This is a genomic window from Pseudomonas sp. (genome assembly GCF_037994325.1).
Lineage (GTDB): Bacteria > Pseudomonadota > Gammaproteobacteria > Pseudomonadales > Pseudomonadaceae > Aquipseudomonas.
The window spans coordinates 1-19,309 of sequence record NZ_JBBNAH010000273.1; the positions used below are offsets into that span (position 1 = coordinate 1).

Consider the following 19,309-nt stretch of genomic DNA (forward strand, 5'->3'; position numbering starts at 1 on the left):
GGGTAAACAGCGTCACTCAAGAACTACGACTGGGTTCGGATGGCAAACAGCAACTCAATTGGGTCACCGGGGTATTTATTTCCCAGGACCGCTTGAACGAGAAATTCAACTCGGACTTTACCGACCGTTTGGGCTTCTCGACCCTGACCAGTTATGTGCAGAAAGTGCAAACCCAGGGCGTATTCGGCCAAGTGGATTACGCCTTCACCGATCAGTTGAAAGGCATCCTTGGCTTGCGTCAGGAACATGAAAAGCGCGAGGCCGAGGATTACTACTCAGGCTTTCTGAACGGCACGCTATTCCCAGGGCAAAGCGCGTTCCCGGACCACACCTCGTTCTCCAACAGCGGCACCTCCGGCAAGATCGGTTTGGAGTTCCAGTTAACCCCGAACCACTTGCTGTACGGCACCTATAGCCGGGGCTACAAATCCGGCGGTTACACCGCGCACAACAGCGGCAACGCCTTGGCGCTGGAGCCTTTCGACCCGGAATCGGTGAATGCCTTTGAAGTCGGTTTCAAAAGCGACTTCACCGACAGCCTTCGGGTTAACGGCGCGCTGTTTTACTACGGCTACCACGACCAGCAAGTGCTCGGCCTGACCTACAGCCAGCAGTCCAACTCGCTGGTGGGCGCCTTTGTAAACGCCCCGCGCTCGGAAATTTACGGTGGCGAACTGGAACTGCTGTGGCGTCCAGTGGACGGTCTGGAAATCCAGCAATACCTGGGCTACAAAAAAGGCAAATACACCGACGACTTCAACGCGGTCAACGGCGCAGCAACCCTGGCCGCTGGTGGTGAGCGTTACAACAACTACAAAGGCGAAGATCTGAGCTTCCCCCGCCTGAGCTACGGCGGCTCCTTCGCCTACACCTGGCCCGTCGACCAGTTCGAAATCCGCGCCGAAACCAACTACAGCTACCGCGACGAGTACAAGCAGGAAATTCTGCTCGGCAAGGATTACACCGTTAACCCCTACTGGCTGGTCAACGCCAGCGTCACCCTGTCGCCGCGCAACGGCAAATGGAGCGCCGGCGTGTGGGCGCGCAACCTGCTGGATGAAGAGTACGACCTGACCCGCAACTTCTTCCTGCCAGGCACCAGTGTGGCCGCTGAAGGCGACCCACGCAGTGCGGGCGTGCGCCTGTCGTACACCTACTGAGGAGGCCGATCATGTCCAACTTGAACGAGCAACCACGGCGCAGCGACAAGCTGCACCTGAACGTGTTTCTCGCCAACAGCGGCCATCATGTGGCCGCCTGGCGGCACCCGGATGCGCAGGCCGATGCCAGTCAGGATTTCGACCATTTCAAGCGTATTGCGCAACTGGCCGAGCGTGGCAAGTTTGATGCGCTGTTTATCGCCGATGTAGTCGCACTGTGGGGGCATCATATCGATGCCCTTAGCCGCACGGCGCGGGGTGAACACTTTGAACCGCTGACGTTGCTATCGGCGTTGGCGGCGGTCACAGAACGTATCGGCCTGATCGCCACAGCCACCACCACGTACAACGAGCCGTACCATATCGCCCGTAAATTCGCGTCTTTGGACCATATTTCCAAGGGCCGTGCGGCGTGGAATCTGGTGACCTCAGTGGTCTCCGACGAAGCCTGGAATTTTGGCCGCGAAAACCATGTGGAACACGCCGACCGCTACCAGCGAGCCGAAGAATTTCACGACGTGGTCAAGGGCCTATGGGACAGCTGGGACGATGACGCTTTTGTGCGCGACAAGGCCAGCGGCGTGTACTTCAACCCGGACAAACTGCATGTGCTCAACCATAAGGGCGAGCACTTCTCGGTGCGCGGGCCGCTCAACGTGGCGCGCTCGCCGCAGGGCCATCCGGTACTGGTGCAGGCTGGCGCCTCGCCGGCAGGCCGTGCGCTGGCCGCGCGGGTAGCAGAAGCGATTTTTGTCGGTCACCACGATATCGAAGCGGCGCAGCAGTTTTATCGCGAGATCAAAGAGCAGGCCGCCACCTTTGGCCGCGCCCCGAATGACATCAAAATCCTGCCTGGCATCACGCCGTTCGTAGGCCGCACCCGTGAAGAAGCTCAGGCGCAGTTTGACCAGTTGCAGGCGCTGATCGACCCCGTGGTAGGCCTGCGTTTATTGGCGGATACCTTGGGCGAAGATATCGACTTGGCGGGCTACGACATTGACGGCCCGCTACCCGATACCCCAGTGGGCCAGCGCGGCAGCCGGCGTGACCAAGTGATCGCCCTCGCCCGCCGGGAAAACCTCAGCATTCGCCAGCTGTACCTGCGCTTGGCCGGCGGCAACCCGGCTATCGGTACCGCCGCGGATATCGCCGACATCTTCGAAGCCTGGTTCCAGGCCTACGCCAGCGACGGTTTTAACGTGTTCTTCCCGGTATTCCCGAATGCGTTAGAAACCTTTGTCGAGCAGGTGATTCCCGAACTGCAACGCCGTGGCCTGTTCCGCACCGACTACGAAGGCACCACGCTGCGCGATCACCTGGGCCTTAAGCGCCCGGTGAATCGCCTGACTAAAGAGGCGGTTGCCGTATGAAGAAACGGATCTGGGGCGCGCTGCTGCTCGCCCTAAGCGCCCCGTCGGCCAACGCGCTAAATATTCTGCTAAGCAACGACGACGGCTACGACCACCCGAATATCCGCGCGCTGTACGAGACCCTGAAAGCCCAGGGGCACACCGTGAAAATCGCCGCGCCGTATACCGAGCAAAGCGCGCGCGGTGGTGCGTTTTTCTACGGCCGTGAAGTAAAGGTTGGGCGCGACAAAAACCCCACCTACCCCGACAGTTACTACCTCACCACCAGCGAAAAAGGCCGCTGCGAAAGTCCGGCCTGCGCGGGCCAGGAAGTCACTATCGAAATCAGCGGAACGCCGGTGATGGCCTTACTGCTGGGCTTGGAAAAAGTCCTACCCAACCCGGACTTGGTCATCGTCGGCCCCAACCCCGGCAATAACCTGGGCGCGTTAAACAATATCTCCGGCACCTTCAATGCCGCGGCCACCGCCCTGCAACGTGGGGTGCCGAGTATTGCTGTCAGCGTGGATTTAAAAGAGCGCGACACCGGCCGTGTGGCCTCGATTGTCGGGCGCTTGGTCGCAACGCTTGAGCGTAACCGTCAGGCCGATGGCGCGCTATTACCCAAGGGTGTCGGCCTGAACGTCAACCTGCCGGCCACGGGTGCGATCAAGGGTATTCACGTCACCCGCATTGGTCGTCAGGTGCCATTCCAAGTGATCTACACCGATGACCTCGGCACCCTGTTCAAAGACCAGGCCGGCAAACCCGGCATCAGCTTTGGCGCCGTACCGCCGGCCGGCGTAGCCGAGCAAGAAGACGAAGCCGTGTGGCTGGCCAAAGGATTTCTAACCATCAGCCCATTTAACGGTTTACCCGGTGAAGTGGCGCAGCCGGACAGCATCAAAGCGCTGGCCGCCATTCCCCTGAACACCGACAGCAGCGAGGTGCGCCCATGAGTTTTTCCCTGGGGTTTCTCAACCGAATCTACAGCCCAACGTATACGCCGCAGGTGTACCACAACGCCGTCGAATTGTTCCGTGTCGCCGAAGAACTGGGCTTTGACAGCGGCTGGGTGGCGCAACATCACTTGGGCTGTGAAACCGGCCGCCTGCCTTCTCCGCTGCCGTTATTGGCGGCGGTGGCGCAACACACGCGGCGCATCAAGCTGGGCACGGGGATTGTCGTCCTGCCCCACGAGCCGGCGTTACGCCTGGCCGAAGATGCCGCCGTGCTCGACCTACTGGCCGACGGTCGCCTGCAACTGGGCCTGGGCTCGGGGTTTGACCCGGACAGTTTCACCGCCTTTGAACAAGACCTTGGCGAGCGGCACGCGCTCTACGACAACCGCATCAACCACCTGCACCATATCCTCGCCGGCGCCGCCCTGAACACAAACGGCCAGACGCTTAACCCGGCCGCGCCCAGCCTGGGCGAACGCCTCTGGGAAGCCACCTCACGGGTAGAAGACGTCGCCCAGCGCGGCAACGGCCTGATCGTCGCGCCTAACCCGCGCCTGCCCAGCACCGGCAGCGTCGAACTGATCCACCGCTACCGCGAAGCCTGGAACCCGCATGACAGTCTCACGCCGCGCGTCGCCCTGGTACGCGCGGTATTCCCCGGCGTCGACGCAAGAGATCCGCACTCCAGCTTGCGCCACGACATCAGCACCTATATCGAGCGGCAACGCCGCATTGGTGTTTACCCCGCTGATGCGGGCCTGACCTTTGCTGAAGAGCTGGATCGCTTGGGGGTGTTGCATGGCAACAGCGACACCATCGTGCGGCGCTTGGCGCAAGGTGCGAAGTTGCAGGACGGCGACCATTTGGTGGTCCAGGTGCAGACCAGTTCTACCGGACTGGATGAGGCGATACGGCACCTCGAACGCATCGCCAAAGACATAGCCCCGGCGCTCGGTTGGAAAAGCATCGCTGCTGAACACAACGCGTAGCCGCACCGGTACCCGTGGGAGCGGCTTTAGCCGCGATCGGCCCACAGCCATCACAGAGAATCTTGGTCATGACCCAACGTCGCTTCAAACTCGGTTTCCTTACCCACGCTTTTGGCCGTGACGCCAAGCAAACCTACCGCAACCTGATCGAACAATTCGAAGTCGCCGAAGCCCTCGGTTTCGACGGCGGCTGGATCGCTCAGCACCACCTCAGCGGCGGCTTTGGCCAGGCCTCTTCGCCGTTGGTATTGCTGGCCGCCGTCGCCGCCCGCACCCAACGCATTGAACTGGGCACGGGCATCATCGTCCTGCCTTTGGAAGACAGCCTGCGCCTGGCCGAAGACGCTGCCGTTCTCGATGAAATCAGCGGCGGCCGCGTGCAGTTGGGCTTGGGCAGCGGTGGCGCCAACTTGCAGGTATTTGATGCGTTTGGCCGGGATGCCGAGCAAAGCCAGGCGCTGTTCTGGAAGAACTTGGGTGGGTTGCACAAAGCCTTGTCCGGCGCTCCCTTAGGCACGGCCAGCCTGCAACCCCCAGCGCCGGAGTTGGCCAAGCGTCTATGGCATTCCCACGGCAGCGTCGAGGGCGCGGCCGAAGCTGCGCGTCACGGCAATGGCTTGTTGCTGGGCACCGCGACCCACGACCCGCTGACCGTGCAAAAGCCGCTGGCTGATGCGTACCTAAACGCCTGGACCCGCACCGACGGCACGCCGCGCATCGGTGTGGTACGTGCCGTGTTTCCGGCCAAAGACCGGCAAACCGCCCAGGCCGAATTGGCGCCGGATATCGAGCTGCATGTGCCGCGCCTGATCCGCGAAGGCATCATCGATGAGGCCACTACCTTGGAGCAGCACCTGGCGCTGCTCAACGTCCACCACGGCCACCCGGATGAAGTGATCGCCAGCCTGCGCAACGACCCTTCGTTGCTGGGCTATGCCGATTACTTCCTGCCGCTGGTACAGTCGGAAAGCTCGACCCAGGCGCAGATTCTTCGGCGGCTGGAAACCATTGCCAAGGAGATCGCCCCGGCCCTTGGCTGGCAGCCGGCGACACGGGCCGCGACCTCTACCCAGGGTGGTGTCGCGGTGGGATGATGGCGCCCATGAGCCTATCCATTAGCTGGCGTTTGTCCTCTGCCCCCGACGCCTTGGCGAGCGGCGAACCGCCGCCATTTGGCGCCTGGGTGCAACTGGCCCAGGCGGCGGAGTACGCCGGGCTGGAGGGTTTGTTTATTCCCAGCGCCCCCGGCAACCCGGAAAGTTTTACCGTGGCGGCGGCGCTCTGCGCGCACACCACGCGCCTAACCTTGACCACCAGTTTTCCCAGCGAAGTGATGCTGCCCGCCGCGCTCGCGGCGGCAGCGCACAGCCTGCAATCGATCAGCCATAACCGCTTGCGCCTGCACCTGCTGGACGGTGAACACAGCAGCGTGCGGCGGGTGTTTGGCGACCTGTTGAACCGCGACCAACGCAATGAACGCAGCGGCGAATACCTGCGCATCCTCGCCCATTTGCTCGACCCGGCCAGCGCGCCGCTGGATTTTGCCGGCCAATACTTTCACCTGGAAAACGCCGGCCTGCCACCACGCCAACCGCTGCCGTTACTGCTCGACGAAGCACAAAGCCCGGGCCTGATCGCCGCCTACGCCGACCAGTGTTTGCTGCAAGCGCAGCACCCTCAGCGCCTTGGCGCCACCATCACACGCCTGCGGGCATTGGCTAGTCAGCAAGGTCGCGACCTAACCTTTGCCACGTCGCTCGGTTTAATCGTCCGCGACGACGCCGCACAAGCGTGGGCCGCCGCCGACGCCTGGCTGGAACAACAACGCCACAGCCTGACCTTGCCCAGCGGCTATGGCGACGCCTCGGTGCTGGAATTCGCCGCTTCGCCGGCGCGACGTTTTGAGATTTACCCCAACCTGTGGCGCCCTTCCCCTCGCCTGCCGTTACTGTTGGTGGGCAGCGTCGAGCAAGTGGCCGGGCGCTTGGAGGAGTTACATGGGCTGGGCATTAGCCATGTCGTGCTGCAAGGCTTGCCGGCCGTGCGAGAGATTCTACGGGTGGGCGAAGACCTGCTGCCCAGGCTACGCGCACGCGGCGTAATAACGGAGGTTCACGCCCATGGGCACTGACGACTTGGAACTGAACTGGTTTCTGCCCACCAACGGCGACGGCCACCACCTGACCAGCAGCGGCTTGCCCAAGTCCGGCCTGTTCCCCAAGGGCGAGCGCGCGCCCACCCTGGACTACCTGCGGCAGATCGTGCGCGCCGCCGAACTGAGCGGTTTCGACGCCATTATGGTGCCCACCGCCAGTGGCTTCGAAGACCCCTGGTTAATCACCACGGTGCTGGCGCAAGAGGTGCAGCGCCTGAAGTTTCTGGTCACCCTGCGCCCCGGCGTCGAACTGCCCGCCTACACCCTGCACAAAGCCGCGACTCTGCAGCGCATCTGCGGCAATCGCCTGGCGTTGCATGTGGTCAGTGGCTCCAGCCGTTTTGAACAACGCTCGCTTGGCGACTTTCTTGAGCACGACGAACGTTACAGCCGCACTGAAGAGTTTCTGCAACTGTTCCAAAGCTTGTGGGCGGGCGAAGGCCAACACCACCAAGGCAAGCACTACCGCACCGGGCACCTGGAGCAGGAACCGCCGACTAGCCCGCTGCCGCAGCTGTATTTCGGTGGCGCGTCCGCAGCCGCCGAACAGGTGGCCGCCAGCCAGGCCCACGTGTATCTGATGTGGGGCGAACCGCCGGCGATGATTGCCGAACGTATGCAGAAAATGCGCGGATTGGCGCAACAGGCCGGGCGCGATTTGCGCTTTGGCTTGCGCCTGCATGTGTTCGCGGCGGCCACCTCAAAGCAGGCCTGGGCGCAGGTGGAGCGGCTGATCAAGGAAATTCCCAAGGACGCCATCGACCGCGCACAACAGCAATTGGATGCCTATGAGTCGGTCGGCCAGTCACGGCAGAACGAACTGCACAGGGGGCGCCAACCGGGAGCGCAGGAGTTGGAGGTATCGCCCAATTTATGGGCCGGCGTCGGGTTGGTGCGCGGCGGCGCAGGGACGGCGTTGGTGGGGAGTTATGAAGAAGTGGCAGCAAGGTTGCAGGAGTACCGGCAGCTTGGAGTGAGCAGTTTTACCTTGTCCGGGTTTCCGCATTTGGAAGAGGCGATTCATTTGGGGGCGGAGTTGTTGCCACGGTTGCGCGCGGCGCGTCATACCGGATCGAGTGAGGCCGCAAGCAATTAAGCGTAGGTTGCGCTGCATGTATGCCCTGGTGCGCAAAGCACACCCTACGTCGAGGTTTGCTTCGCGATTCTGGATTCCCGCTTGCGCGGGAATGACGGAGATTTATTGAGTTCCACCGTCATCCCCGCGCAGGCGGGGATCCAGAGGCTACCGTCGGATGCATTAAGCCGCACGACGATCAATTACGGCCGACTACGCTCCGCCGACTTAATCAACCCATGGTTCACCAACAACGTGCGCATCGCATTGCGGGTAATCCCTAACAAGGCTGCGCTGCGCACTTGGTTGTAGCTGCACCAGGCATACGCCTCGCTTACCAGCAACTGTTCCAAGTCTTTGAACAGTGACTCCCCCGGCACTTCAAACAAGCGCTGCAATTGCTCGCGAATCACGTCTTGCGGTAAACGCGGCACGGCACTGGCGGTGGCGACGGCTCGTGCCGCCAGCCCACCGCCGGCAAACTTCAAATCTTGCGGGCGAATCACTTTGCCGGTGGCCACCAACAACGCCAGGTGCACGACGTTTTCCAGCTCGCGAATATTGCCCGGCCAGGCGTAGTCCAGCAGCGCATTAACCGCCGCTTCGGAAAACATCGGCGGAGCAATTTTTAGCCGTTGGCAGTAGCGGTCGCGGAAGTGTTCGGCCAGCGGCAAAACGTCCAGAGGCCGGTTTCGCAGCGGCAACACATCGACCTGGGCGACATTGATGCGGTAGAACAAATCGAGACGGAAGTTGCCGGCGTCCACGGCTTGTTCGAGGTTGACGTTGGTGGCGGTGAGCAGGCGGATGTCCACTTTGATTGGCTTGCGCGAGCCGACACGAACGATTTCTTGCTCTTGCAACGCACGGAGCATTTTCACTTGCAGCGGCATCGGCAAATCGCCGATCTCGTCGAGAAACAAGGTGCCGCCATCGGCCTCTTCGAACCAGCCGATACGCCGGCCGGTGGCACCGGAAAATGCGCCCGCCTCGTGGCCAAACAATTCGCTCTCGGCGAGGTTTTCGTTGATGGCTCCGCAGTTCACCGCCACAAAGCGACCCGTGCGGCCACTCATGCGGTGTAAATAGCGGGCAACCAGCTCTTTGCCAGTACCGGTTTCGCCATTGATCAATACGGGCACTTCGCTGGGCGCCAAACGGTCCAGATAGCCCAACAATTCCCGCGAGCGGGGGTCGTTAAACACCAAGGCCTTGGCACGAATGGACAGCGGTTGGCTCTCCCCTTCAGGGAGAGTTAACACGGCAGAATCCTTTTCGGAGAAGCTCTTCATTCGCGGCTCGAACTACTGTTTCATCCTGAGGTAGAGCGCACGATAGGCTGTGCGCCCTTATAACAATAAATAATAGTTTTCTATATCCTAATTCCGCTTAGTGATTATTGCGATAACATCGAAAACGCTGCTGCAGCCGCTCTAACGCGCCACGTTTGGCGTCGGGAAAAAGCGATTTTCCGGCCGTGGCAAACCGAGGTTTTCCCGCAACGTGGTGCCTTCGTATTCACGGCGATAAATGCCGCGACGTTGCAGCTCGGGCACTACTTTATCGACGAAATCATCCAGCCCGCCGGGCAACCACGGGAACATCACGTTAAAGCCGTCCGAGCCATGGCTTTCGAGCCATTCCTGCATCTCATCAGCGATGTCGGTGGCGGTGCCGACAAACGCCAAACCGGCATAACCGCCCAGGCGTTGCGCCAATTGCCGCACCGTGAGGTTGTCGCGTTCGGCCAATTGTTGCACCCGCTGCAAGCTGGTGTGGCTGGCGTTGGTCTCGGTGATTTCTGGCAGCGGGCCATCGGGGTCGAACGTGGAAGCGTCATGCCCCAACGCAATCGACAGCGAAGCAATGGCGCTCTGGTAATGCACCAGGCTATCGAGATGGGCGCGGGTGGCCTGCGCCTCTTCCCGTGTGTCGCCGACCACCACCAAAACGCCGGGCAGAATTTTCAAATGCTCACGGGGGCGACCCAGTTCGGCCATGCGCCGGGTGATATCGGCATTAAAGGCTTGGCCGTCGGCCAAGGTGCTATGGGCGGCGAAAATCACCTCAGCGGTTTGCGCCGCTAACTGCCGTCCGGCTTCTGAGGCACCCGCTTGCACAATCACCGGCCAACCTTGCGGCGGCCTGGCGATATGCAGCGGACCGCGCACCTGGAAAAACTCGCCTTTATGATCCAGACGGTGCAAACGTTCCGGGTCGAAATACACACCGCTGTCGGCCTCGCGAATAAACGCATCCTCCGCCCAGCTGTCCCACAATCCCGTCACCACATCGTAAAACTCCCGCGCGCGTTGGTAGCGTTGGTCGTGCTCGATATGCTCCTCCAAGCCAAAATTCAGCGCCGCCTCGGGGTTGGAAGTGGTGACGATATTCCACCCTGCGCGGCCATTACTCAGGTGGTCCAACGAGGCAAAGCGCCGGGCGATATGAAAGGGCTCTTCAAAGCTGGTGGACGCCGTAGCGACCAGGCCGATGTGCTCTGTAGCCTGGCTCAGCGCCGAGAGCAAGGTGAACGGCTCGAACGATGTGGCGGTATGGCTGCGTTTCAACGCCTCCAACGGCATATTCAGCAACGCCAGGTGGTCAGCCATAAAAAACGCGTCAAAGCGCCCACGCTCAAGCGTCTGGGCAAAACGCTTGAGGTGCTGGAAATTGAAATTGGCATCGCGAAACGCACCTGGGTAACGCCAGGCACCGGTATGAATACTCACCGGGCGCATGAACGCACCGAGTTTGAGCTGGCGAGACGGCATGCTGAACTCCGTTGGCGGTAGCAAAGGGAGTCAGTCTTGCAAGGTAGAGGCAGCCTTAGAAGAAATAAAAACGCATCGATTGAGCACCAAAAGGCATAAAGCGGCGATTAGCTCTATGGGTTGCCGCACCAAAGGACCTCAGCTAAACGCGCGGTCCAACGCCGACTCCTAGCTCCTGATTCGCTGGTTGTCGGTATCGAACCGCGTCTGCGTCGTGGGCGCCATCGCTTGCACAATGAGCTGTATCACACGCCTCCTACCACGCTATACGTTTAATGTAGCTTAATGGAAAGCTAATACACCGGCGAGCCAGTAAACGATACCCGCCTGCTGTGTTTCTTTAAGCGTGCAGACAGCCACCTTGCAGGCAGGTGATGGGCAAACCTGTCACGTTCCGATCCGAAAGAAAGTTTTGTACAATGCCGCCATGCCAAACAAAACATACGGTCAACTTTGCCCCATAGCCCGCGCGTTAGACGTGCTGGGTGATCGATGGACCCTCCTGCTCGTTCGTGAACTCCTCTTAGGGCCCAAACGGTTCAAGGAGTTGCTCGCGACGCTACCGGCTATGGGCACCAATCGGTTATCCGAGCGCTTGGCCATGCTTGTGGAGAACGGCGTAATTCGTCAGACCACACAGCCACTGTCGTCGACGACGCCAGCGTACGAGCTGACAGAGTTGGGTGAGCAACTGCGCGAGCCACTTGTATCGCTAGGCCTGTGGGGCTTGTCTCTGCCAATTGACGAGCGCATTGAGCCATCCTCTGCACGCGCGGAACTGATTGCGCTGTGTTTAAGCGGTGCGCACGATGCAGCGACCAGCTCCAAGTTGAGGGAGAGTTATGAGTTTCATGTCGCAACAGAGGTCTTTCACATCGAGGTGAATGACGGCACGCTACGGGCTCGATCTGGTATCAGCCCGGTGGACGTAGCCATCAAGGTACAGTGTGATGTCGATGCTTTTACTGACTTAGTGCTCGGTGAAATCAGCCCATCACGTGCGCTGCGCGAACATCGAGTGACACTGTTGCAAGGCGAGAAAACAGCATTTACGCGAGCATTCAGTGTGCTGAGGTACAAACCTTAAGCGCGCCCTCCCCGCTCATTCACTCGCCCCCCCTTGGGATCCGGTCACACCACGCCTTCAGCGAGCAACCCGTTTCATTTTTCATATCCTGCGCGGACATGACGCCTCGCCATCAAGTTGCACTCCATGCATGAGTAAAGCGGCCCAGCTAGATTGCGGCTGGGCCGTTCCTAACTCTGCAACTGAAACGCAAGCTCAGTGAAACTTTTTGCCTGCCAGTCCCAGTCCTGGGCATACCCCGCGTCAGGCGCAGGAGCCCCACCGTACTCCATAGGTCGATCAATATAAGCGGTCAACAAACCACACGCTCTTGCCGCCGAGAGGTCGCTGTGATGGCATGCGACTAAACATAGTTGCTGCGGTTTTAGGCCTAGCACTTGTGCCGTTCGGAGATAGGCCTCAGGGTTCGGTTTATAGGTTTGTGCAAACTCCGCCCCTAAGACGGCATCCCACTGCAATCCGTTAAAGCGGTTCAGTGCAACCATTAATTCCACATTCGCATTAGATAAAGTCACAACAGGAACGCGACTGCGAAGTTGCACTAGTCCTTTAGGAACATCTGGCCAAGGATCCAGACGACGCCAAGCATAAGCCAGCGCCCACAAGACATCCGGGTCGATTTGGCTGACGTCTAGCCCATGCGTTCCCAACAGCGTCTGCAAAGTTTCATAGTGCAGTGTGTCTAGAACAACAAACCCTCTATTGCCGCTCACGCACTCGCGCATGGCCGGCGGATACAACTCCCTCCATTGCAATGCGAAATCCGTAGGGCTTACCGATGGTAGGTACTGGGACAGAAATGCATTAGTTTCACGCGCAATACTCGAATACCAGTCAACTACCGTACCGAACACATCAAATGCCAAGGCTCGTGGAAACGTCATTGAGTTGCTCCTCAGGTTATTACCAGGAATCACTGTGTTCAGTAAAAGCCGGCGTTCGAATCACTACCCGCATAGGCCTAGATTCACACCGGCGAGGTTTAACGCGTCCAAGGATGGCGCGAAGATGGCGCTCAGGCAGATCGCATGATTCAAACGCTGTTGTGAGCGATGTCTTTTTCATAGTGACGCTAGAGCAACACCTGTATTACCCCATAGACAAAAGCTACTTAGGTATACGTACAGTCACAGCAGTCCACAGAGCCCCAAGCAGCAGCAGTGCGCCGATCACCAGAAAGCCTCCAGCCAAGCCACCACTAGTATTACTAAGCTTGCCGATTAGTACTGGCGCGGCGAATCCACCGAGGTTGCCCACTGATGCAATAACAGCGATTCCTACCGCAGCGGCCGACGGAGTGAGCATGCGAGTTGGAATGGTCCAGCTGAGCGGTACGCCGGCAAAAATTCCGATGCAGGTAATGCTCAGTCCAATCAACAGCCCCACCACGCTACCTAGCTGGCTGGCAGTCACTGCAAAGCCAACAGCGCCCACTGCAAAACAGGCTGCCAAGTGCCAACGGCGCTCCAGACTCCTATCCGAGTGACGGGATATCAGCAACATGGCAATCGCTCCAATTAAGTTGGGTACAGCTACAAGCCAGCCAATCTGGGCTTTGGACTCCACTCCAGCCTGACTGAAGAGTGTGGGCATCCAAAACGACACGCCATAGCCGCCACACACCAACAGAAAGTAAATCCAGGCACTATTCCAGCTCCAGAAATTGAGCAAGCCAGCCTTTATAGACGCCTTTGGCCGCTCCTGATTGCCCAGGGAAGCCTTGAGTACCTGACGCTCACGTGTACTAAGCCAACGAGCCTGATCTGGATGGTCGGTCAGCAGTAAGTAAATCCCCACGCCGACCACCAGACAAGGAAGCCCCGTGGCGATCATCAGCCACTGCCAACCCGCTAGCCCCGCGTAACCATTGAGGAACTCCATGATTGCGCCACAGAGTGGGCCGCCAATTACTCCAGAAATAGCAAGCCCGGTCATAAACACCGCCATGATCCGACCGCGATGGGATGGAGGAAACCAGTAGGTCAAGAACAACACCACGCCTGGAAAAAAACCGGCCTCAGCGAAGCCGATGAAGAACCGGACAATGTAAAACTCCAGCGGCGTAGTGATGAAGGCTACAGCGACCGTCGCTAGGCCCCAGGCGAGCATGATGATGGGTACCCAACGACGGGCACCTATGCGCTCGAGAATTATGTTGCTGGGCACTTCGAAGCAGAAGTAACCGATGAAGAACATGCCAGCACCGACCCCAAACGCAACCTCATCGAGGCCGAGGGCATGACTCATCTGTAACTTGGCAAAGGATATGTTGACCCGGTCAATGAAATTGATCAGATAAGCCAAGAATAGGATGGGGATCAACCTCCACGCAGCCTTGCGAATAACTGCATCTATCTCGGTGGCGGGCATATCAACCTGGGCCGCCACAGGATTAACACTCTCGTTCATCTTGTTGTTCTCTAGAGTGCAACCGGTTGCAGCTGACTACAGCACGCACCAGTCACTTTTTTATTTGGATGAGCTTCCGAGCCTTGTTGGCTCCAAGGTATGCACGCAGTAGTTTTTTTGGTGTGAGTGCGACGTCAGTTCTTGTAGCTGGGGTCAACTCTGTCCAGCTTGCGCAATAGCGCAGGCCAAGCAATGCCTGCGCCCATGCCGCTAGTTGCGGCCTTGACCACTTCGTCGATGCCCTGACGTGCAGCAGGATCAATTTCTATCAACTTACCCCCAGCCTGAGCGTCGATCTGGATTCGACAGGCATTCTCGAACGTGTACATCTTCAAGAAGGCATCCGCTACGCTCCGCCCGACCACCAGCAAACCGTGGTTACGCAGCATCAGGTAGTCCGAATTGCCTAGGTTAGCCTGCAGCCGGGGCTTCTCGTCATCACGCAAGGCAACGCCCTCGTAATCGTGATATGCAAGTGAGTTGAGCACGAAGATGGACTGTTGACTGATCGGTAGCAAACCGCACGCCTGTGCGCTAACGCCCACTCCGCTGCGTGTATGAGTGTGCAGAACGCACCGCGCATCCTCGCGCACTTCATGGATGGAGCTGTGGATAGTGAAGCCAGCTGGCGTCACGGGAAACGGCGAGTAACTGAGCTTGTTGCCCTGTGCATCTATGCGGATCAGGCTGGAAGCGGTTATCTCCTCGAATAACAAACCATAAGGGTTCAGCAGAAATTGCTGGTTTTCGCCTGCATCGCTGGGCAAAGGAACGCTGATGTGAGTGAACACCAGGTCAGTCCAGCCATACAAAGCAACCAGCCGGTAGCATGCGGCCAAGTCCACTCGCAGACGCCATTCGGCGTCACTGACCTTGTCTTTTAGCGAAGATATTTCCATGGACTCTCCCTCCCCCACTGTCTGTACAGCTTTATCGTTGGGTTGTTATTCAGCATTGATACGCCTTGTGGCCCGCCCCTTTGTTGGGGCTGCAGTAGCCAGCTAGCGATGCGATACGGGCACTGTTGTCCGTACACTATTGGCGGCCTATATTTGCGTCTAATGCATTTTTATCTGGGATCTAATGTGTTGAAGGCATTAATCGACCTAAAGCGACTTCATCATCTTGAGTTACTGGCCGAGGAATTGAATTTCTCCCGAGCAGCTGAGCGCGCGCATTTATCGCAAACAGCCTTCAGTCGTAGCATTCAGTCACTGGAAGCCGAGTTTGAGCTGCGTCTGTTCGACCGTGACACACGCTCGGTACGCCCGACACCCGCGGGCCGATACCTGATCGGCAAGGCTAGAGTGCTGCTAGGGCGTGCGCGTGATTTAGCCGATGAGGTTTACTACTTGTCCCATGCTGAACGCGGGGAACTGAGCTTTGGGGCTAGCCTGTTGGCGATGGGTGGACCGCTTCGTCAGGCCCTGATAGAACTGAAACAGCAATGCCCACGGCTAAAGCTGCACATCGAAGCGAGCCAAACGCCCAACCTGTTGCTCCACCTAGAGCAGGAGAACATCGAATTTTTCGTCGCCTACCCTGGCGAATTAGAACTAGATGATCGCTTTAGTCTGAGCTGGCTCCCGGCCGAGCCAACGTCCATATTCTGCCGACCAGAGCACCCTTTGCTTCTGCAGAGTACGCCCCCGTCACCAGCGCAGGTGCCGGGCTATCCTTGGTCTGCTGTGATGCTCGACAAGTCACTTGCACCGCGCTTGCGCGCGATGTTTGGCATGAAACCGAATCAGGCACTGCCAGTAGAACTATCCTGCGACAACCTATCGTTATTGCGCGATCTGACCTTATGCAGCGACAACATTCTGTTTACTTGGAGTTCTTGGCTTGACCGCGACGACCACAGCGGTGGCTTAGTGAACCTTGGTTCACTGCTACGCCCTGAGCTTTTGCAATCGCAGATGTATGTAGAGTGCGCGATTGTGCAGCTTGAAGGACGCACTTTGTCACCGCCGGCACAGCGACTGGTGGACCTGATTCAGGCACGGAGCGTGACAGTTCGAGATACGTAACGTGTGAAGACTTAAGCCCCGTAGCAAGTGGCCACGAGCAGCTCATTGTTGGCGGGAGTTGGAGCAGAGTAGTGAATGCTTCGGCAGGACGACTGTGGGGCTGATGAACATGCGCATTCACCAGCTCAAAACGAGCAATTGGTTAACCAGTTAAGAACTTACACCTCGCACGATATTTTTAATCAGCAACCACAGCCTTTACCGGCAATGGCTTTTGATTGCGATTAGTCCACACCAAAAAAAATGGCCGCCCGTAGTGGCGGCCCAGGTCTCCAGCATCCAGCCTTCGACGAAGTAGCGTTCTGTGTTAGTGCACGTTTCGAGCATCAGAGGACAGTTCACGTTTTAAATCGTGGTTTGTCCTCTATTCCGTCTGGATGCAAATTACCTTTGGTAATTGGCTACTTTCAGCCGGTCACGACCTATTTGGATCGGCGACTACTCAGTGGATGCCCTCTGGGTTCGCCGCCGATCAGCGCCATCGCAGCGTCACTAACTTACCGCACGCCAGCCTGGCGAAGTGCTGCGGGCGTATAGTCACCCTCCTTCGTCGGGAAGTTGAACTCGTAAGATTTTTTCTCTTCGTTCTTCATCCCAAGCGCCAGGTAGCGGCCGGAAAGTAAGTCGTACAGCGTTTCAAGCGTGTACCACGGTATTTGCTTGTCGTAGTAATACTCGGAATGTGCCTCGGCAACACGCCATAGACCTCCACGACTGTCGTAGTGATCAGCTTCGGCGATTTGCCAGGTGTCTTCGTCGATGTAGAAATCACGCTTTGCATAGATATGGCGCTCTCCGGGTTTCAGAGTGCCCGTTACATGCCACACGCGATGCAGTTCATAGCGGCTAAGATCCTGATTGATATGGCCAGCTTTAATAATCTGATCATATTTCAGCTTGGGCGAGTCCAGGCCATAGCTGTTGTAGGGAATGTAGATCTCCTTCTTGCCATTTAGCACCCAGTTGTAGCGATCAGGCGAGCCGTTGTACAAGTCAAAGTTATCTGAAGTCCGCAGACCGTCGGATGCGGTACCCGGCCCGTCATAAGCCACTTGAGGGGCACGTCGCACTCGGCGCTGACCAGCGTTGTACTGCCAAGCCAAACGAGGCTCCTTAACCTGGTTGAGCGTCTCGTGAACCAACAACACATTGCCCGCCAAACGCGGTGGTGCAGTCACTTGCTGCTTGAAGTAGAAAAGTATGTTGCTTTCTTTATTAGGGTTGGCATCGGTGACTCCATTACTGAAGGCGTACTCATCCTGCATGTAAACCATACTGAAAGAGCCGTCGGCTTGAGGGGTCGCTTGGGTCACGAGACGAACTGCGCTGCGACCGCGGTAACGGGTAATGTGGTTCCAAACCACCTCTAGCCCACTTTGCGGAATGGGGAACGGGCTGCCCTCTTTGTAGTTCTCCAGACCATTCCCGCCCTCGACCAGCTTGGTACTGGTCGCATTGCGCTTAGTTGCCTCATTGATGAAGTCCGGCTGAGCGGCCGAGCGGTGCGTAGTGAATACCGGAATCTTGTAGCTATCTGGGTAGCGCTTGAACATGGCCAACTGCCCAGGGGTCAACTTGTCCTTGTACTGGTCAACGTTCTTCGCGGTAATAGTGAAGATTGGTTGCTCAGAGGCAAATGGATTGCTCAGGAATCCCTTGTCGTCGACGGTACCGGCGCTCATCGGCAGACCTCCGGTCCACTCGGGAATAGTCCCATCTGCGTTACCGCTCCTCTCTGCGCCGGCGGGTGTAAAGCTGGTGCCCAGCTTGGCTGCGTCCTCCACAGAAACTGCAGCCATTACGTTGCCGGTCAGCAGAGATAACGCCAGAGCGCTGGACTGAAAGATTTTTTTTGTGGTTTTCATAGTCACACTTGTCCTTAAAATTCCCGACGGCTTAGAAATTCACGCCCACACTGAATGCAACAAAATCCCGGTCTATTGCCGTGTTGAAGTCACCACCAAAGAAGTCGGTGTAAGCAAGGCTCGCGGTGTAGGTATTCTGGTAATCGGCATCCAGTCCCAAGCTGACGGATTTGGAACCTTCGTTGAATAGGCCGTTGGGGCCATATCCGTCAACGTCATGGGACCAAGACAGGTTTGGCTTCAAGTTGACCCCGGCAAAGACACTGGGGTAGTCCAGAATCGCGCGAGCGCGGTAGCCCCAGGAGGTACGGGTGACGAAGCCATCGTCATTAGCCGCACTGTAGGCCCCGTAGATGGAGTCGCGCCCGTACTGCAGCTCACTGGTTCGCTCCAGCCCGCCCACATGCGTAAGACCTACTTCTCCTACCAGCGTAAGGCGGCTGGCACCTAGCATCTGATCGAAGAAATGGGTCAGCGTGGTTTGCATCTGAGTGATCTCTTTGCGGCGATAACCCTTGTTTTCAGCTCCGGGTGCAGTGTCGATGGTTGGGGCAGCTGCACCATCGGTGAGCGGGTTCACCAATGCGGTATTAAGTGCAGTTGTGTTGATCTGCACAGGCGCATTCGGGCGATAGCTCACCTCCCCTGCCCACGAGCTGCCGAAGGGCAGCACGGTCGAAAAGCTCAGGCCATACAGTCGGATATCTTCCGGATAGCTGATGAAGTATTCGCCATTACCCAACGCTGTACTTTGCGCCAACCCGCTAGCGGAGGCGGCGAATCCTGGCGCACTGGCGCACGCTGGAAAGCCACCAAATGCCGCACAGGTCTGTCCCAAAATACTTGCCGCATTGTTGACGGCGCCCAACGCTGTAAAGGTATTGGCATCGGCAGTTTTGGTATTAAAGAACGGCGAGCGACTGTGGTAATTCATAAAGTAAGCGCCGTACTCAGTGTCCTCTCCAAGCCAATGTAGGGCGAGGCCATACTGGCCGTTGTCGCGCGCATCACGATCACCACCACGCGGAATCACCACGCCTTCGCGCTCGATATCAAACCCCTGCCCAAACCCGGCGGCTATCGGCTGTAAAGGAGCGACTGCGGGAGAACCCGCAGTCAGGTTTTTGTCGCAACCGTCAGCCACTACATCAGTGCCTGAAAAGAAAGTGCCGCAGTTGTCCGCGACTGACTGATCCCACTCAAGTTGATAGAACGTCTCCATCGACAGGCTCTCGGTCAGGCTCTGGTTCACATAGAACATGTTGACCGGGATAAGGCCTTCCTTGATTTCGGCACCAGGGCGGCGGAACGCGGAAGCATCGATCGGATTGATTGAGTTGATCGAGTTTGAGATGAAAGTGCTTTCACCCCAGCTAACAACCTGCTTGCCCAGGCGCACGGAGCCTGGAAGGTCATTGATGCTGTAGTTATGGTAAACAAAAGCATCAAGAATC

The 19,309-nt window shown here is 58.1% G+C and carries 16 protein-coding genes; 9 read left to right on the top strand and 7 right to left on the bottom strand.

Features of this window, described 5'->3' with window-relative positions:
* The 7 genes from AAAB16_RS09130 to AAAB16_RS09160 all read left to right on the top strand — a co-directional run.
* A partial coding sequence (locus AAAB16_RS09130) for a TonB-dependent receptor (RefSeq protein WP_340663051.1) occupies positions 1 to 1,160 on the top strand: 1,160 nt, incomplete at its 5' end.
* Positions 1,161 to 1,171: 11 nt separating this feature from the next.
* Positions 1,172 to 2,530, top strand: coding sequence for an LLM class flavin-dependent oxidoreductase (locus AAAB16_RS09135; RefSeq protein ID WP_340663052.1), 1,359 nt, complete (start codon positions 1,172 to 1,174; stop codon positions 2,528 to 2,530).
* Positions 2,527 to 3,468: a 5'/3'-nucleotidase SurE gene (surE, locus tag AAAB16_RS09140; protein WP_340663053.1), complete on the top strand. Its 942-nt coding sequence runs from the start codon at positions 2,527 to 2,529 to the stop codon at positions 3,466 to 3,468. Before AAAB16_RS09135 ends, surE begins: the two co-directional genes overlap by 4 nt.
* A complete protein-coding gene (locus tag AAAB16_RS09145) occupies positions 3,465 to 4,460 on the top strand; it encodes an LLM class flavin-dependent oxidoreductase (RefSeq protein ID WP_340663054.1) in 996 nt (331 codons plus the stop codon). The genes surE and AAAB16_RS09145 overlap by 4 nt, the downstream gene beginning before the upstream one ends.
* Before the next feature lie 68 nt (positions 4,461 to 4,528).
* The gene (locus AAAB16_RS09150) at positions 4,529 to 5,554 is read left to right on the top strand and encodes an LLM class flavin-dependent oxidoreductase (RefSeq protein ID WP_340663055.1); all 1,026 of its coding nucleotides are present in this window, start codon (positions 4,529 to 4,531) and stop codon (positions 5,552 to 5,554) included.
* Between the two features lie 8 nt (positions 5,555 to 5,562).
* Entirely contained in the window at positions 5,563 to 6,591 is a 1,029-nt protein-coding gene (locus tag AAAB16_RS09155; RefSeq protein ID WP_340663056.1) for an LLM class flavin-dependent oxidoreductase, read from the top strand.
* Positions 6,581 to 7,711, top strand: coding sequence for an LLM class flavin-dependent oxidoreductase (locus tag AAAB16_RS09160; RefSeq protein ID WP_340663057.1), 1,131 nt, complete (start codon positions 6,581 to 6,583; stop codon positions 7,709 to 7,711). Before AAAB16_RS09155 ends, AAAB16_RS09160 begins: the two co-directional genes overlap by 11 nt.
* Positions 7,712 to 7,893: 182 nt before the next feature.
* On the opposite strand, the gene AAAB16_RS09165 is transcribed toward AAAB16_RS09160, so the two are convergent.
* The gene (locus tag AAAB16_RS09165; protein ID WP_340663058.1) at positions 7,894 to 8,982 is read right to left on the bottom strand and encodes a sigma-54 dependent transcriptional regulator; all 1,089 of its coding nucleotides are present in this window, start codon (positions 8,980 to 8,982) and stop codon (positions 7,894 to 7,896) included.
* A gap of 141 nt (positions 8,983 to 9,123) precedes the next feature.
* Entirely contained in the window at positions 9,124 to 10,464 is a 1,341-nt protein-coding gene (locus AAAB16_RS09170; protein WP_340663059.1) for an LLM class flavin-dependent oxidoreductase, read from the bottom strand.
* A gap of 412 nt (positions 10,465 to 10,876) precedes the next feature.
* Here AAAB16_RS09170 and AAAB16_RS09175 point away from each other — a divergent pair, with 412 nt between their 5' ends.
* Positions 10,877 to 11,551 (top strand): helix-turn-helix domain-containing protein, encoded by a 675-nt coding sequence (locus AAAB16_RS09175; protein WP_340663060.1) that lies wholly within the window; start codon positions 10,877 to 10,879, stop codon positions 11,549 to 11,551.
* Positions 11,552 to 11,721: 170 nt separating this feature from the next.
* On the opposite strand, the gene AAAB16_RS09180 is transcribed toward AAAB16_RS09175, so the two are convergent.
* The 3 genes from AAAB16_RS09180 to AAAB16_RS09190 form a co-directional block, all read right to left on the bottom strand.
* Complete coding sequence (locus tag AAAB16_RS09180) at positions 11,722 to 12,435, bottom strand: haloacid dehalogenase type II (protein ID WP_340663061.1); 714 nt, start codon at positions 12,433 to 12,435, stop codon at positions 11,722 to 11,724.
* Between the two features lie 223 nt (positions 12,436 to 12,658).
* Entirely contained in the window at positions 12,659 to 13,960 is a 1,302-nt protein-coding gene (locus tag AAAB16_RS09185) for an MFS transporter (protein WP_340663062.1), read from the bottom strand.
* A 134-nt stretch (positions 13,961 to 14,094) separates the two neighbouring features.
* Positions 14,095 to 14,859: a class II aldolase/adducin family protein gene (locus AAAB16_RS09190; protein WP_340663063.1), complete on the bottom strand. Its 765-nt coding sequence runs from the start codon at positions 14,857 to 14,859 to the stop codon at positions 14,095 to 14,097.
* A 189-nt stretch (positions 14,860 to 15,048) separates the two neighbouring features.
* On the opposite strand from AAAB16_RS09190, the gene AAAB16_RS09195 reads away from it, so the two are divergent.
* Complete coding sequence (locus AAAB16_RS09195) at positions 15,049 to 15,990, top strand: LysR family transcriptional regulator (RefSeq protein WP_340663064.1); 942 nt, start codon at positions 15,049 to 15,051, stop codon at positions 15,988 to 15,990.
* Positions 15,991 to 16,487: 497 nt separating this feature from the next.
* Here the strand turns inward: AAAB16_RS09195 and AAAB16_RS09200 are convergent, their stop codons facing one another.
* Both AAAB16_RS09200 and AAAB16_RS09205 read right to left on the bottom strand, forming a co-directional pair.
* Complete coding sequence (locus AAAB16_RS09200) at positions 16,488 to 17,855, bottom strand: DUF1329 domain-containing protein (RefSeq protein WP_340663065.1); 1,368 nt, start codon at positions 17,853 to 17,855, stop codon at positions 16,488 to 16,490.
* Positions 17,856 to 17,886: 31 nt separating this feature from the next.
* A partial coding sequence (locus AAAB16_RS09205; protein WP_340663066.1) for a DUF1302 domain-containing protein occupies positions 17,887 to 19,309 on the bottom strand: 1,423 nt, incomplete at its 5' end.

Excerpts from the sequence above, each read along its gene's own strand:
- AAAB16_RS09135 (WP_340663052.1), top strand. The coding sequence starts at position 1,172 with ATGTCCAACTTGAACGAGCAACCACGGCGCAGCGACAAGCTGCACCTG.
- surE (WP_340663053.1), top strand. The coding sequence starts at position 2,527 with ATGAAGAAACGGATCTGGGGCGCGCTGCTGCTCGCCCTAAGCGCCCCG.
- AAAB16_RS09145 (WP_340663054.1), top strand. The coding sequence starts at position 3,465 with ATGAGTTTTTCCCTGGGGTTTCTCAACCGAATCTACAGCCCAACGTAT.
- AAAB16_RS09150 (WP_340663055.1), top strand. The coding sequence starts at position 4,529 with ATGACCCAACGTCGCTTCAAACTCGGTTTCCTTACCCACGCTTTTGGC.
- AAAB16_RS09155 (WP_340663056.1), top strand. The coding sequence starts at position 5,563 with ATGAGCCTATCCATTAGCTGGCGTTTGTCCTCTGCCCCCGACGCCTTG.
- AAAB16_RS09160 (WP_340663057.1), top strand. The coding sequence starts at position 6,581 with ATGGGCACTGACGACTTGGAACTGAACTGGTTTCTGCCCACCAACGGC.
- AAAB16_RS09165 (WP_340663058.1), bottom strand. The coding sequence starts at position 8,982 with ATGAAGAGCTTCTCCGAAAAGGATTCTGCCGTGTTAACTCTCCCTGAA.
- AAAB16_RS09170 (WP_340663059.1), bottom strand. The coding sequence starts at position 10,464 with ATGCCGTCTCGCCAGCTCAAACTCGGTGCGTTCATGCGCCCGGTGAGT.
- AAAB16_RS09180 (WP_340663061.1), bottom strand. The coding sequence starts at position 12,435 with ATGACGTTTCCACGAGCCTTGGCATTTGATGTGTTCGGTACGGTAGTT.
- AAAB16_RS09185 (WP_340663062.1), bottom strand. The coding sequence starts at position 13,960 with ATGAACGAGAGTGTTAATCCTGTGGCGGCCCAGGTTGATATGCCCGCC.
- AAAB16_RS09190 (WP_340663063.1), bottom strand. The coding sequence starts at position 14,859 with ATGGAAATATCTTCGCTAAAAGACAAGGTCAGTGACGCCGAATGGCGT.
- AAAB16_RS09200 (WP_340663065.1), bottom strand. The coding sequence starts at position 17,855 with ATGAAAACCACAAAAAAAATCTTTCAGTCCAGCGCTCTGGCGTTATCT.